Here is a 13,404-nt window from a genome sequence, read left to right on the forward strand (position 1 = left end):
ACTTTATCTGATATCGGACATCTAAAGTTAATTGAATTTTGGGAGCAAGACGAAGGTTTTACATTGGATTTCCATAAAAAAACCAACACAGACATGGATGAGAATCACGTAATGATCTTTGACACCACCCTTAGAGACGGAGAGCAGGTCCCGGGTTGCAAATTAAACACACCTCAAAAGATCGAAATTGCCCGTCAACTAGAAGCCCTTGGGGTAGATGTGATCGAGGCAGGATTTCCGATCTCCAGTCCTGGAGATTTTAAGTCGGTAGTAGAAATATCGAAACATGTGACCGAACCCATCGTTTGCGGCCTTTCCCGAGGCGTGAAAAAAGACATTGAAACCGCCGCAGAAGCACTAAGATATGCCAAGAGACCCCGCATCCATACTGGAATCGGTACCTCCGATTCGCATATCAAATACAAGTTTAAAAGCAACCGGGAGCGAATCCTGGAGTGGGGCGCTGAAGCGGTAGCCTATGCCAAAACATTTGTGGAAGATGTGGAATTTTATGCGGAAGATGCTGGACGGACAGATAATGAATACCTGGCGAGAGTATGTGAAGCGGTGATTAAAGCTGGCGCTACGGTATTGAACATCCCCGATACCACCGGCTACTGCCTGCCAGACGAGTACGGCGCAAAAATAAAATACCTGGTAGACAATGTAAGGGGCATCGAAAACGTGGTGATCTCCGCCCATTGCCACAATGATCTGGGACTGGCCACCGCCAATTCCATTGCCGCCGTCATGAATGGTGCCCGGCAAATAGAATGCACCATCAATGGCATCGGAGAAAGAGCTGGCAACACCTCACTAGAAGAAGTGGCTATGATCATGAAACAGCATCCCCGGCTAAACGTGCACAACCAGATCCAATCCAAATTATTGAACCCCATCAGCCGTTTGGTCGCCGAAAGAATGGGTATGCTGGTACAGCCCAACAAAGCCATCGTGGGCATTAATGCCTTTGCCCATTCCTCTGGAATTCACCAGGATGGTGTTATCAAAAATCGCGAAACCTACGAAATCATCGATCCCCTGGAAGTGGGTGTGACCGAATCCATGATCGTCCTGACTGCCCGCTCCGGAAGGGCTGCCCTGGCCTATCGTGCTCATAAAATCGGCTATCAACTTACCAAACTTGAGCTGGATAAGGTCTACAAGGTATTCCTGGATCATGCGGATATCAAAAAGGAAATTCTGGATGAGGACATTCACTCGATTATCGGAGAGGCGGGCGTGCAACAGCACCAGGAAGCCTGATTACTACATTTTTAAAAGGGGGAAGCTTCCCCCCTTTTTTTTTCGGGACCTTTCTGGGAGAATCGCTACCGGCAAAAAAGCGCTCATACCGCTCCTAAAATTAGATACGGCCTCCTCCACCCTTAAAAAAACATTTGTTTCCACCACTTTTATGCATTAATTTATCCAACAGATTTTAAACCCGTACGTTCATGCAAATGTGGAATAAGAAAAAAAAGGGTGGACTGAAGAACTACCTGACAGCCTTCCTGATGGTAGCTTGTACGCTCACCGCTACCGCTCAACAATACGACCTACTCATCAAAGGAGGCCATGTAATGGATCCTAAAAACGATGTCAATGAGGTTATGGACATTGCTATCACTGGCAGTAAGGTAATGTTGGTCCAAAAAAACATCGCATCCTCCCTGGCAGGAAAGGTGATCGATGCCTCCGGACTCTTCGTGAGCCCCGGGTTGGTAGATATTCACACGCATAATTTTTACGGATTGGACCCTTATGGCCAATATAGCGGTGGATATAGTTCCATTCACCCCGATGGCTTTACCCTTCCCTTTGGAGTAACCACCGTAGTGGATACCGGCGGATCCGGCTGGCGAAATTTTGTTCAGTTTAAAGAGCAGGTGATCGACCGGGTGCGAACCCGCGTTCTGGCCATGTTAAACATCGTGGGTCACGGCATGAAAGGCTCGCCCTACGAGCAAAACCTCAACGACATGGACCCAAAAATGACGGCTTTGGTAGCCCGACAATTTCCCGAACACATTGTTGGCGTAAAAGTGGCGCATTACTCCGGGCACCAATGGGAGCAAATAGACCGGCTGGTAGAAGCCGGAGAGCGGGCCCATATCCCGGTGATGGTAGATTTCGGAGGAGCCAACCCTCCTCTTTCCCTGGAAACCTTATTTATGGAAAAACTTCGACCCGGTGATATCTACACCCATATTTTTGGCGGCGGCGGTTTCGGCAGGGAAGCCATTGTGGACAGGGGAGGTAACCTCCGCCCATTTGTCATAGCGGCCCAGGAACGGGGCATCGTGTATGACGTGGGGCATGGAGGCTCTAGTTTTGCCTTCAAACATGCGATTCCGGCCATGGAACAGGGACTTAAACCCAATGTTATCAGCACAGACAGCCACATGAGCAGCATCATGAGTGGAATGAAAAACATGAACAATGTGATGTCCAAGTTTTTAAACATGGGCATGGACCTGAACGAGGTGATCACCGCCTCCACCTGGACTCCGGCGCAAGTAATTAACCGTCCCGACCTGGGGCACCTAACCCCTGGCGCAGAAGCGGACATTGCCATCTTGAATATACGGGAAGGTACTTTTGGCTTTACCGAAAAAACCGGTGAAGGAAAAATGATGGGTAATCAGAAAATTGAAAATGAACTCACCATTCTTGCAGGCAAAGTGGTTTGGGACCTGAATGGGCTCACCGCGCCACTCTGGAACGAATAGGCAAACCAATAACATCCATGAAAAGGAGACACTTCTTTCAAAAAGCAGGGGCACTTTCTGCGGGTATTGCCCTGGGCATCGATGAGACCCTTCAGGCTTCTCCTCCTACCGCCGATTTCAAAACGCAGCCGTTTACCATAGGCATTAATGATTACAATATCAATTACCACGTGCCCCACCTGGATCAGTCCGTTTCCATCCTGCATGTGACGGATACGCACCTTTGGCGAGACGATGAGCGAGGCAAGCCTTATCGGCAATATAGCAAGCGGATGGCCGGAGCCTACAATGAAACCAAGCATTTCCTAACCGGGGAGACTACTAATCCGGAGGAGGCTTTTGAAGCTACGCTGGCCGTAGCTAAAGAAGCAAAGGTGGATGTAATTACCCTAACAGGAGATCTCTTCAGCTTTCCTTCCGAAGCCGCTATCGAATGGGCCCTGGAAAGGCTTGAAGCATTAGACATCCCCTATTATTATTCGAGTGGGAATCATGACTGGCATTACGAAGGAATGGACGGAAGCCTGCACGAGCTACGGGAAACCTGGATCCGGAAGCGACTTCTACCACTTTATAAAGGAAGAAACCCCTTCATGTATGCAGAAGAGGTCAAGGGAATCAACCTGGTTAACATTGATAATAGCTACTATGAGATTCTACCTGAGCAACTGAAGTTTTACGAAGAGCAGGTTCGCAAAGGCTTACCTATGGTGCTGATGATGCACATTCCCTTGTATGCACCAGCCCGAAGCCTGGGGTATGGCTGCGGCCATCCCGATTACAATGCCGCTAACGACCGAAACTTTGAATTGGAAAGGAGGCAAAGATGGCCGAATGAAGGACATAGCCAAACCACCATGGATTTCCATCAGGCAGTATTCGAAAGCCCTAATTTGTTAGGTGTTTTAGCAGGTCACATTCACAGGCAAACTGTGGATTGGGTAAAAGGCATCCCCCAATTCCTCACGCCTCCCAATGCCGCCGGGGGATACCTGAAAGTAAATTTCCACCCTATGAACCGCCAGGATCGGCCGAAATTCACTTAAAACCAGGAAACGGATTTAAAATTTTGCACTGATACGTTTTTCATCCAGCCCGGCCTGCATGCTGCCATCTTCAAAAACCAGAATGGGTCTTTTGATCATACTGCTCTTTTCCTGTAATAAAGGGATGGCAGTAGCCTTGTTATCGGCGGCAGATTTGGCCACCTCATCCAACTTTCGAAATGTGGTTCCCCGCTTATTAACCACCTGTTCCAATCCCAACGCGTCAATAAATTTTCCGAGCAAATCGGCATCCGGCTTTTGCTTTTTGTAATCCACAAATTCGTAAGGTTTGCCCGCCTCTTCAAATAGGGCAAACGTCTTCTTCATGGTGTTGCAGTTCTTAATACCGTAAATTTTAGTCATAACAATTTGTTCTATTTAACGTAAATTAACATGGTAATTTCCTGTTTTTGGAATATTTATTGCAATTTCAATACTTGAAACAAGTTAATAATAATAAAAATTTGAATCATGATTTATTCAAAAGTATCCAAAGTATCGGTTTTTTCCATACTGTTTTCCATTTGTCTTGCCTTCGGAACGTTGGGGCAACAACTTCCTCAAGGCGCACAACAACAGGTCAACGATAATTTTTCAGATGACGAATATGAAAAATTTGTTGCCATCAATCAAACGCTTGCTCCCATGCAAGCAGAAGTAGAAGCAAAAATGGTGGGCATCCTGGAGGAAAAGGGAATGGAAGTTCCCCGATTTCAGGCTTTGATGCAAGCCCAACGTCAGGGAAATATTATGGATGCCACCGATGACCCGGAAGAAATTTCTACCTTCAACGAAGCTGGACAGGAAATTATGAAAGTGCAGCAAGAAAGTCAGGAGGAACTCCAGAAGCACATTACTGATAACGGTATGGAAATCCAGAAATTTCAGGAGATATCCATTGCGTACAATCAAAGCCCAAAAGTTAAGGAGAAAGTAGATGCTTTGATGGCGGAACAAAATCCAGAATAAAAACTAAACCGATTAGAAAAAGAGGAACATAAACGTTCCTCTTTTTTTTCTACATGGCTAAATTTTCTCCAACAGCGTACATTTTCACCAGTCGCTTACCGCTCGTACCGCTGTTTTCACTTCCCCTCTTCTTTCTATAGGAATTTTAGGCAGGTTTTTGTTACATTTAGCCATGTTTAGATCGTCCATTTCCCCTAAATTTCTACTATTCACTTCGGCTGCTTTCCTGACCGTGTTCCTCTCCTGGGGACAGGAGGCCCGTATCAACGAAGCACCCGTCCGCTACACCACTTACCCCTTTTCGGACCCAAGTCCGGTGCCCTCGTTGGCATACAAGAAAGACATCTACCCCTATTTTAAGTTCGAAGGGTATAGCGTGGACCCAGTAACTAAAGAATGGAATCAAGTTACCCTTGAGAATGAATACCTGAAGGTAACCATCATGCCCGAAATTGGCGGCAGGGTCTGGGGTGCCGTCGAAAAATCCACGGGAAATGATTTCATTTACGAAAACGAAGTGGTCAAATTCCGAAACATTGCCATGCGCGGCCCCTGGACCTCGGGGGGGATTGAATTTAATTTTGGCATCATTGGCCACGCCCCCTCCACGGCCTCACCAGTGGATTACATTACCTACGAAAACGAGGACGGCAGCCTGACCTGCGTGGTAGGAGCCATGGACCTGCCTTCCCGCACCCAATGGCGGGTAAAGATCAATCTACCCAAAGACAAAGCCTATTTCGAAACGGAAGGGATCTGGTACAACCCCGAACCCCTGCGGCAGCCCTATTACAATTGGATGACCGCAGCAGCCCATGTGGGCGAAGATCAGGAGTTTTTTTACCCCGGGCACATCGCGCTACAGCACAGTGGTGCCCTGATGGATTGGCCCGTTCAGGAGGGAAAAGACGTGAGCCTTTATGCCAACAATGCCTTTGGCTCCAGCAAGTCCCACCACATGGCGGGTTCTTTTCAAAACCACTTTGGCGGGTATTTTCATGACCAGGGATATGGTTTCGGACATTTTTCGAGTTACGACGATATGCCCGGTAAAAAATTATGGCTCTGGGCGCTGTCCCGCTCCGGAGGGATTTGGGAGGACCTACTGACCGATGAAAACGGACAATACATGGAATTTCAGGCAGGGCGGATGCTCAACCAGTTTTCCCCTTCCAGCCGACAACCCAGCCCTTTGAGCAAGGCAGGATTCGCCCCCTATACCATTGACCAGTGGACGGACTATTGGTTTCCCGTCAAACAGATCGGTGGTATCAGCGCCGTGAGCCAGGCCGGTGTTTTCCATATAAAAGAGGCCAACCAAACGCTTTCCCTGTCCTTCAACCCGTTTGGATCCATTCGAGAAGACCTGCAGGTATACATCAACGATAAACTGGCACAAACCCTTCCCCTAAATGGGCAGCCCATGGATGTGATTAGCAAAGAATTGGCCCTGGAGGCTCCTCTGCAAAAACTGGAACTGGTTTTGGGAACTGAAAAGGTGTATTCCTGGGCAACCGAAGATCCGATGAAACTGAACCGTTCTTTTGATAAAACCGAAGCGGAACCGCTTTCAGCCGTCGAAGCCTTGTATTACAACGCCCGGCAGGATTATTACAGTCGAGCCTATCCGGAAGCCCAGGCCAAATACGAAGAAATCCTCCGGCTGGAGCCCGGGCATCAGCAGGCCAACATCGATTATGCCGAGCTGCTCTTACGTTTTGGGCGGTATGAGGAAGCATTGGAGCAAATTGCTCAGCCCCTGGCCACTGACTTCTTTGACCCCCAGGCCAATTTTGTCGCCGGAAGCATTTACCGGGCGATGGACCACCCCGTCGATGCGCTGGAAGCCTATGGCTGGGCTTCGCGGTCCATGGAATTCCGTTCTTCCGCCTATACGGCCATGGCGGAGATCCATCTGGCTGAAAACAACCTGGACAAGGCGTCAGACTATGCACAAAAAGCACTGGATTTTAATGTGCACAACGTCATGGCCTACCAAGTGCTAGCCGTCAAACACCGACTAGCGGGAGAAAAACAGGCTGCCGCAGCCGTCCTGGAAAAGCTTTGGGATATCGATCCCCTGAATCACTTTATCCGGTTCGAACAGTACCTGAACGAGCCAAAGCCAGCGGCACTGGAAACCGTTCATTCCCTGATCAACAATGAATTTCCCTATCAGACCCACCTGGAACTGGCCGCTACCTATCTAAAATACAACCGCAATGCTGAAGCCTTGCAGGTACTGGCAGAGAGTCCGGCACATGCCCTGGTAGATCTGTGGACGGCCTTTCTGGACAAGAACCAACAGGACTCGGGCCTTGACGCCCTGCTTGCCAAACCCATTGCCTTTGTCCTGCCATATCGAAAGGAAAGCCTGGAAATGTTGAACCGGGCCCGGCAGGAAAGAACTCACTGGAAGCTGGATTATTACCTGGCGCTTAACCTAATGGCGTTTAACGAACCCGAAGAAGCCGCAAAACTATTGACCGAAATTGACGAAAAGGCGGATGAAGCGACTTTCTACCTAAACCGAGCCCTTTTGCTTGAAAAAACGGGAGGGAAAGATCCCCTGGCCGATCTGAAAAAGGCCTGGGAAATGGATCCTTCCCAATGGAGGCACTGGCAGCACCTGGCCCGATATCAGGCAGAAAACGGTCAGGAACAAGAAGCCCTCTCCTTGCTGAAGAAAGCCACCCGCACGTTTTCGGGGAGCTATGTGCTGGAAATGGATTACATTCGGGTACTGAATAGCCTGGGCCAATACAAAAAAGCCATGGACCTACTCGACAAAATCAATGTGCTGCCCTATGAAGGGGCAGGAGAAGGTAGGGCACTCTTCGAAACGGTATACCTGAATGCGGCCCTGGAAGACATGCATGGGAGACGCTGGAAACCTGCGCAAGCCAAGCTCGAAAAATCCCTGGAATGGCCCGAAAACCTGGGTGTAGGTAAGCCTTTCACCACCAACGAAACCATGCAGGTTTACCTGTTGGGACTGGTAGCCCAAGCCCAGAATCAGCAGGACCTGTTCCGCTCGCGCATGCAACAGGTAATAGCTGCTACTGAAAACATGTCCCGCAATCGCTCCGAGCAACTGCTGGGGTTATTTGCCCTGGAAGCCCTGGGTGAAAGCGAGGAAGCTGCTGCGCTCTGGGAAGAAATCAAAAGTGAGGGGAATAAAGAAACGGTGAATTTTATTGGCCGGCTGTATCCTGGTGGCGACCAACCGATCGCATCCGAATCCGGCAATCGCCGGGAAGCGTTATTGGAAAAGATAGCTGGAATACGTAGGGATTTCAAGAAATGAGGTCAACCGTACATCCTAAGAGGGAAATATTCCTGCCTTCTCGGGTCTCCTACTCCAAAAATTCCTACGGTTTAGAAGCCATTTCATGTGTGAGGGATTCCACTTCCCGGATTTTCAAGAAATAGCAATCTATTAATCAACTCATCTATTGGGAAGTCGCTCTTCTGTAAATGTATCAATTTGAGCCTTTCTGTGGTTTTTGGTAGCTCAAAGATAAACATACGGAGAATTTAGCAATCGGTATGCATTACTTGTAAAGCCAACCCTCCTTTGGATGTCTCCTTATAACGGGAACTCATGTCTTTTGCCGTTTCCCACATGGTGCGTACGACTTTGTCAAGTGAAATTTTAGCTTTTGATGCATCGCTTTCGATGGCAATTTCTGCTGCGTTGATGGCCTTAATGGCTCCCATCGCGTTGCGTTCGATGCAAGGAACCTGCACCAATCCAGCAACAGGATCACAGGTGAGGCCAAGATGATGCTCCATGGCAATTTCGCTTGCCATAAGCACCTGAGCGGTGCTGCCCCCCATCAAAAAGCACAATGCGCCGGCAGCCATTGCAGATGAAACGCCAATTTCTGCCTGGCAGCCGCCCATAGCAGCGGAGATAGTGGCCCCTTTTTTAAAAAGTGATCCAATCTCACCTGCTACCAACAAAAACTTCTTGATCTCCTCAAAACCTGCCTGGTGGTTTTCAATACATAAATAATACATCAATACAGCGGGCAAGGTACCGGAACTACCGTTGGTTGGTGCGGTTACAACCCGGCCTAGTGAAGCATTTACTTCGTTAACGGCAATAGCAAGGCAGCTTACCCATTGAAGAATTTGCCTGAATTGCACTTCGGTTGATCTGATAGTCTCCAGCCATTGTTCCTTGTTTTGGTAATGTTCAACATTTCCGGCCAGGAGTTTTTTGTTCATATTGGCCGCTCTTCGACTCACGTTTAATCCACCGGGTAACGTTCCACCTGTATGGCAGCCCAGGTACATGGACTCTAACATTACATTCCAAACAGCTTTCAATGCCGCATCTATTTGCTGGTCTGACCTTAAGGATCGTTCGTTTGCTAAAACAATTTCAGCAATGTCTTTTTTTTCTTTTTCGCAATAATGTTGAAGTTCCGCTGCATACTGGATGGGAAAGGGTAACGGATTTAAATCCTGTAACTTTTGACCGTCCTCTTCTTGTCCTTCTTTTACCACAAATCCTCCGCCAATAGAATAAAAATAAGATTCATAACTGGTATTATCATTCAAAATGGCTTTGTACATCATCCCATTGGGATGAAAATCTAAAAAATGCTTATGGAAAACGATGTCCTTTTCGAAATGAAACGGCACCCTGATGGCCTTGTCCAGATGAAGTTCTGAATTTGCTTTAATAAAATCGATTTTTTCATCTATCGTTAAAGTATTAATGGTAACCGGATCATGGCCACAAAGCCCTAAAACGGCAGCGATATCAGTAGCATGTCCTTTTCCGGTAAGCGAAAGTGAACCATATAGATGAATTTCTATCTTTTGTATTTTATAAATAATATGGTTTTGTTTTAACGCTTCAATCCACCCTTGCGATGCCCTCCAGGGACCTAAGGTATGCGAACTGGAAGGCCCCACTCCAATCTTGAGCATATCGAATATGCTGATAAATGCTGCTTTTTCCATTGAAAGCACTATTGATAATGAATAAGACAAATATGGGTGTTTTATTTAAAACAGGTTAACATTATCCTTTAATTCCGCAGTAAATTCTCAGCGTATAGGATCTACTATAAAAAAACCTCCTGGCTTGGGATAGCAACCTATTTTTCCATGTTTGGTCCAATTAAAAAGCCTTTGGCAGTTCCATAGTACAGGATTCAGCTTTCTGCCTTCCTTAGCTCAGTTAGCGTGCTGTCCATATACAATTAATAGGCCTCTTTTCCGCTGATTTCACCCACGGGCTTTACTTGTTCCAGGTTTGTATAATCCGCTAATAAATACCGCACTAATGGGGGAAATGCCTTATTGGTATTTCGACAATCCTGTTGGCTGTCCTTGCCTACCACATGTTATTCGGCAATAAAGCTATCGTTATCCTTGTCTTCAATCCAATTGTATTCAATTTCGAACGCAACATTTCGGGCGAATTCGATTCCATGCCTGTCTGCCAAAAACCCCAGGGCCATATCCATACCAGCACTCACTCCCGAAGAAGTGTAATAGTTGTCATCCACTTTCCAACGTGCCTTTTTGTCCCAAACCACATTGGGACCCATTGATTCCACCCAGGAAAATGCCCGTTTATTCGAAGTGGCCTGCCTGCCATCCAAAAGACCGGACCTGGCAAGAAGCGCACTTCCGGTACAGACTGTCAATACGTAGCTGCTCGCACCAGCTATTCCCTTTATCTGCTCGATAAGCGATTTATTATCTACCTCTTTGCGTGTGCCCATGCCACCTGGTATTAGTAGCATGTAAGGACTAACGGAAGCCATGTCCAATTTTTCGGTCAGGACTGATACCCCGTGCCTATTCTCAATTAGCCCTCCACCAAGTGAATAGAATTTCAATGTATACAGGTCCGTAAGCCTTCCAAAAATTTCTACCGGACCGAAAACGTCCAGTGTTTCGTAATTGTCGAAAAGTAAGAAGGCAATTTCCATGGTATTGCTTTTTGAGTCCTCAGTCTTTTTTTCCTGGGCGAAGGAACCGCCACTTGCCATTAAAATCAGCACTGCGATTAGTAGCCGCAGCATTAACCTTCCTGGTTTCCTTTTTGCATTCATACGTTATCTGTTAGTGGTTCTGACTGGTAAATTAGTGAAAAGAATTGATGAAAGGGTGTTCGATAGGAATTAAACACAATTCCCAGGTACTTGCAAGCGGTCAAGGCTATGAAACATGGAGCTTATGACCCAAGTTTGTCTCGCCCGGCACTTGTTTAAACCAAAGTACGAAATGTGTCTCTAACAGAGTCGGCCCCATGTTTTTTAGCCGTTTTTGTGCTCTCGTACTTAATTTAATCGAGGTTGATCGAAATAGTGAGGTGTCCACCTAGTCCGTCATTGATTATTCTCTGAAGAGTGGAAAATCGTATGTCCTTTAGATTTCGCTCTAGTTTTGAAATGTAGGACTTATTTCTTCCAGCAAGGTGTGCCAATTGTTCTTGAGTCAGGCCTTTTTTTTCACGGAATTGCTGGATAAGCACACCCAGTTTGAAAGTGTCGTATTCGGTTTGATAAAATGAGTGCGCTCACCATTTGTCTAATGCTTCTTACTATTCAATCAGCAAAAAAAATAACTGCGAAGAAATAAGCGCATTCATTTTATCATTTGTTGTGGGGAGTTCCTTTTTCCCGCATCTTTCGCAGATAAGCCTTAGTTTCTTCAAAGGTCATATCTTGCATGTCTTCGTTCATCTTGTCTCGGATTGCTCTTAATTTTTTTACCAATCCTTTTTCGGTTTTTACTGTTACACTACTCATAAGTTCCAAGTTCTAAAGGTGAGTGAATTTCAATCATTTTATATCCCAGCTTAAGGTTTACTGAATTATACCCCCTAATTCTATCAATGTTAACAATATGTTGGAAGTTCCAGCTTACTAAAATGTCGGCATGGCTCAGAGTTGCCAAAGCTATATGGAGACAGTCAGCATAGCTCGTTTTCCCAACTACTTTTTCCGAAATATAATGTTTGGCAAGTCTTTCAGCTTCCGGATTAACGTCAATTGACCGGATTTGACTGTTTGGAATAAGATCTAATAAGTCTCTCACATGTTCAGGAGCATTTTCGAGTTCAGATGTAAGAACTTCAGATACAATCAAATCGATTTTATCCCTAATGATTCTTTCAAAGAAACTCACAGTGGGTTCCGAAAATTCTTCATCAAAATATCCGCCAAAAACCGATGTGTCTAAATATGCTGATTTGATCATATTCAAAGGTACGACAAATCACAATTCTTTGCCACTAGCTCACATTCCCCACAACATTTGTATAAATCCATGTTTCAAAAGATCAATTGCGTGTATATGTACTATGTCCACAACTCATCTCCCGGCTGTCGGTGATCAAATTAAGGAATCCGCGTAAGTAATCAAGCCCTATTCACCGCAATTATCGGATTCATCATCCGCTTTCCATTCATCCAATTCCCAAAGTGCGGTTCCTTCGTCAATTATCCCGGCATTTATCTGAATCTGCAGGCAGGTGGAAGCGATGGACCGATCGTCTGTTTCAGACAGTATTCCATTGAGGATTTCAATTAGCCCGCTATCGATTTCATCTTCGGTATACGCATAATAATTTGCGAACCCTTCCAGCGCGGCATATTATTTCCTCTTATTTTCACTTTGTAGTGATTTGAATAGAACTAAAATATGCACCACAGACTACCTTATTTCTCTTATAAAAGTTTTCAGCCCTGCGGCTGTTCCTGCAAGGAGGTATTCCTGAGGTTGGGAAAAATGAAGCCTACCCCAGTCGAAAGCGAATAGGAAGGTACATCCATGCCGTGGTGGGACTGCCTTGAAGATCACGGGCAGGAAGGAATCCCCCTGCGTATCGTTCCAGTACCCGTTCCACTTCTTTGACCAGGCTGGGATCTGAGGAAGCGCGGTTTACCACGGAGCTTTCAACCAATTGCCCCCGCTCATCGATTTTCAGACCAACCCAGATTTCCCCTTCTGCCCGGTTATTTCTGGCAGATTGGGGATAAGACAGGTTCTTGCCCAGGAATTCATGCCAGGCCTTCATGTCAGGTAAACCAGGCTTAAAAATATCCCTATCCACGGCTTCCTCTTCTCCGCCTGGGGCTACAAAGGAACCTTCACAGTCTAGTGAGCTATCGCAAACCAGGTCGAGCACCAATTTGTCTCCTACAAGTACTTTGGTATAGTTGGCATCATTTTTCCGATACTTGAACTGCGTATACTTCAAGGTGCCATCCGAGGCATAATGTTTCTCTTCTTGCCATAACGGCTCGAGAGGCTCAGAAGCTTCAAACATTGATTTTTTCGCAGAAACCAAAGCGTAATTAAGGTCATAGGTTTTTTCCACCAATTCCCCTTCCGGGGAAACGGTGACTATTTTGCTGTATTTTTGGCCTTCATCGCCGGATGCTACGGGCAAAAAATGCGCGTCCAGGGGGATGATTTTTCTTTCCTGCGCTTCCACAATGCCGGGGAACCCCAAATACCAGATTCCCACGACTAATCCGAAAAATGTCCATTTACCCTTCATAGCGCTAAACTATCACAATTTTGACAAATTACCAACTAGAAACTTATTTCTATCCTTTTGCCTGCTACAGAGGTATTATGTTTGAAAAGTGAAGCATAAGCTAAGATTCGTAACTTAAAGG

The 13,404-nt window shown here is 46.4% G+C and carries 12 protein-coding genes; 5 read left to right on the top strand and 7 right to left on the bottom strand.

Annotated features, from left to right (window positions below):
- Nucleotides 1–93 precede the first annotated feature (93 nt).
- The 3 genes from GJS45_RS23020 (at nucleotide 94) to GJS45_RS23030 (ending at nucleotide 3,778) form a co-directional block, all read left to right on the top strand.
- Nucleotides 94–1,266, top strand: coding sequence for a 2-isopropylmalate synthase (locus GJS45_RS23020; protein ID WP_162344243.1), 1,173 nt, complete (start codon nucleotides 94–96; stop codon nucleotides 1,264–1,266).
- Between the two features lie 191 nt (nucleotides 1,267–1,457).
- On the top strand, nucleotides 1,458–2,732 hold the full coding sequence (locus GJS45_RS23025) for an amidohydrolase/deacetylase family metallohydrolase (protein ID WP_235954935.1): 1,275 nt from the start codon (nucleotides 1,458–1,460) through the stop codon (nucleotides 2,730–2,732).
- A gap of 17 nt (nucleotides 2,733–2,749) precedes the next feature.
- Nucleotides 2,750–3,778 carry a metallophosphoesterase family protein gene (locus GJS45_RS23030; RefSeq protein WP_162344244.1) on the top strand — a complete coding sequence of 343 codons (1,029 nt, stop codon included), beginning with the start codon at nucleotides 2,750–2,752 and terminating at the stop codon, nucleotides 3,776–3,778.
- Between the two features lie 15 nt (nucleotides 3,779–3,793).
- On the opposite strand, the gene GJS45_RS23035 is transcribed toward GJS45_RS23030, so the two are convergent.
- Complete coding sequence (locus tag GJS45_RS23035) at nucleotides 3,794–4,141, bottom strand: Spx/MgsR family RNA polymerase-binding regulatory protein (protein ID WP_162344245.1); 348 nt, start codon at nucleotides 4,139–4,141, stop codon at nucleotides 3,794–3,796.
- Nucleotides 4,142–4,249: 108 nt separating this feature from the next.
- Between GJS45_RS23035 and GJS45_RS23040 the strand changes: the two genes are divergently transcribed.
- Together GJS45_RS23040 and GJS45_RS23045 are read left to right on the top strand one after the other, a co-directional pair.
- Entirely contained in the window at nucleotides 4,250–4,747 is a 498-nt protein-coding gene (locus GJS45_RS23040) for a DUF4168 domain-containing protein (protein WP_162344246.1), read from the top strand.
- A gap of 172 nt (nucleotides 4,748–4,919) precedes the next feature.
- A complete protein-coding gene (locus GJS45_RS23045; protein ID WP_162344247.1) occupies nucleotides 4,920–8,054 on the top strand; it encodes a DUF5107 domain-containing protein in 3,135 nt (1,044 codons plus the stop codon).
- A 230-nt stretch (nucleotides 8,055–8,284) separates the two neighbouring features.
- Here GJS45_RS23045 and GJS45_RS23050 read toward each other — a convergent pair whose 3' ends face one another.
- The 6 genes from GJS45_RS23050 to GJS45_RS23075 form a co-directional block, all read right to left on the bottom strand.
- Entirely contained in the window at nucleotides 8,285–9,724 is a 1,440-nt protein-coding gene (locus GJS45_RS23050; protein WP_162344248.1) for an L-serine ammonia-lyase, read from the bottom strand.
- 386 nt (nucleotides 9,725–10,110) lie between these two features.
- A complete protein-coding gene (locus tag GJS45_RS23055; protein ID WP_235954940.1) occupies nucleotides 10,111–10,827 on the bottom strand; it encodes a DJ-1/PfpI family protein in 717 nt (238 codons plus the stop codon).
- Nucleotides 10,828–11,060: 233 nt separating this feature from the next.
- On the bottom strand, nucleotides 11,061–11,249 hold the full coding sequence (locus GJS45_RS23060; protein WP_235954941.1) for a helix-turn-helix domain-containing protein: 189 nt from the start codon (nucleotides 11,247–11,249) through the stop codon (nucleotides 11,061–11,063).
- 121 nt (nucleotides 11,250–11,370) lie between these two features.
- Nucleotides 11,371–11,526 (bottom strand): hypothetical protein, encoded by a 156-nt coding sequence (locus tag GJS45_RS23065; protein ID WP_162344249.1) that lies wholly within the window; start codon nucleotides 11,524–11,526, stop codon nucleotides 11,371–11,373.
- On the bottom strand, nucleotides 11,519–11,977 hold the full coding sequence (locus GJS45_RS23070; protein ID WP_202928163.1) for a PIN domain-containing protein: 459 nt from the start codon (nucleotides 11,975–11,977) through the stop codon (nucleotides 11,519–11,521). Before GJS45_RS23070 ends, GJS45_RS23065 begins: the two co-directional genes overlap by 8 nt.
- Before the next feature lie 538 nt (nucleotides 11,978–12,515).
- Complete coding sequence (locus tag GJS45_RS23075; RefSeq protein WP_162344251.1) at nucleotides 12,516–13,283, bottom strand: TonB family protein; 768 nt, start codon at nucleotides 13,281–13,283, stop codon at nucleotides 12,516–12,518.
- Nucleotides 13,284–13,404 lie beyond the last annotated feature (121 nt).

The sequence above is a fragment of the Cyclobacterium salsum genome (assembly GCF_010119245.1).
GTDB classification, from domain to species: domain Bacteria; phylum Bacteroidota; class Bacteroidia; order Cytophagales; family Cyclobacteriaceae; genus Cyclobacterium; species Cyclobacterium salsum.

Excerpts from the sequence above, each read along its gene's own strand:
- GJS45_RS23020 (WP_162344243.1), top strand. The coding sequence starts at position 94 with ATGGATGAGAATCACGTAATGATCTTTGACACCACCCTTAGAGACGGA.
- GJS45_RS23025 (WP_235954935.1), top strand. The coding sequence starts at position 1,458 with ATGCAAATGTGGAATAAGAAAAAAAAGGGTGGACTGAAGAACTACCTG.
- GJS45_RS23030 (WP_162344244.1), top strand. The coding sequence starts at position 2,750 with ATGAAAAGGAGACACTTCTTTCAAAAAGCAGGGGCACTTTCTGCGGGT.
- GJS45_RS23035 (WP_162344245.1), bottom strand. The coding sequence starts at position 4,141 with ATGACTAAAATTTACGGTATTAAGAACTGCAACACCATGAAGAAGACG.
- GJS45_RS23040 (WP_162344246.1), top strand. The coding sequence starts at position 4,250 with ATGATTTATTCAAAAGTATCCAAAGTATCGGTTTTTTCCATACTGTTT.
- GJS45_RS23045 (WP_162344247.1), top strand. The coding sequence starts at position 4,920 with ATGTTTAGATCGTCCATTTCCCCTAAATTTCTACTATTCACTTCGGCT.
- GJS45_RS23050 (WP_162344248.1), bottom strand. The coding sequence starts at position 9,724 with ATGGAAAAAGCAGCATTTATCAGCATATTCGATATGCTCAAGATTGGA.
- GJS45_RS23055 (WP_235954940.1), bottom strand. The coding sequence starts at position 10,827 with ATGAATGCAAAAAGGAAACCAGGAAGGTTAATGCTGCGGCTACTAATC.
- GJS45_RS23065 (WP_162344249.1), bottom strand. The coding sequence starts at position 11,526 with ATGAGTAGTGTAACAGTAAAAACCGAAAAAGGATTGGTAAAAAAATTA.
- GJS45_RS23070 (WP_202928163.1), bottom strand. The coding sequence starts at position 11,977 with ATGATCAAATCAGCATATTTAGACACATCGGTTTTTGGCGGATATTTT.
- GJS45_RS23075 (WP_162344251.1), bottom strand. The coding sequence starts at position 13,283 with ATGAAGGGTAAATGGACATTTTTCGGATTAGTCGTGGGAATCTGGTAT.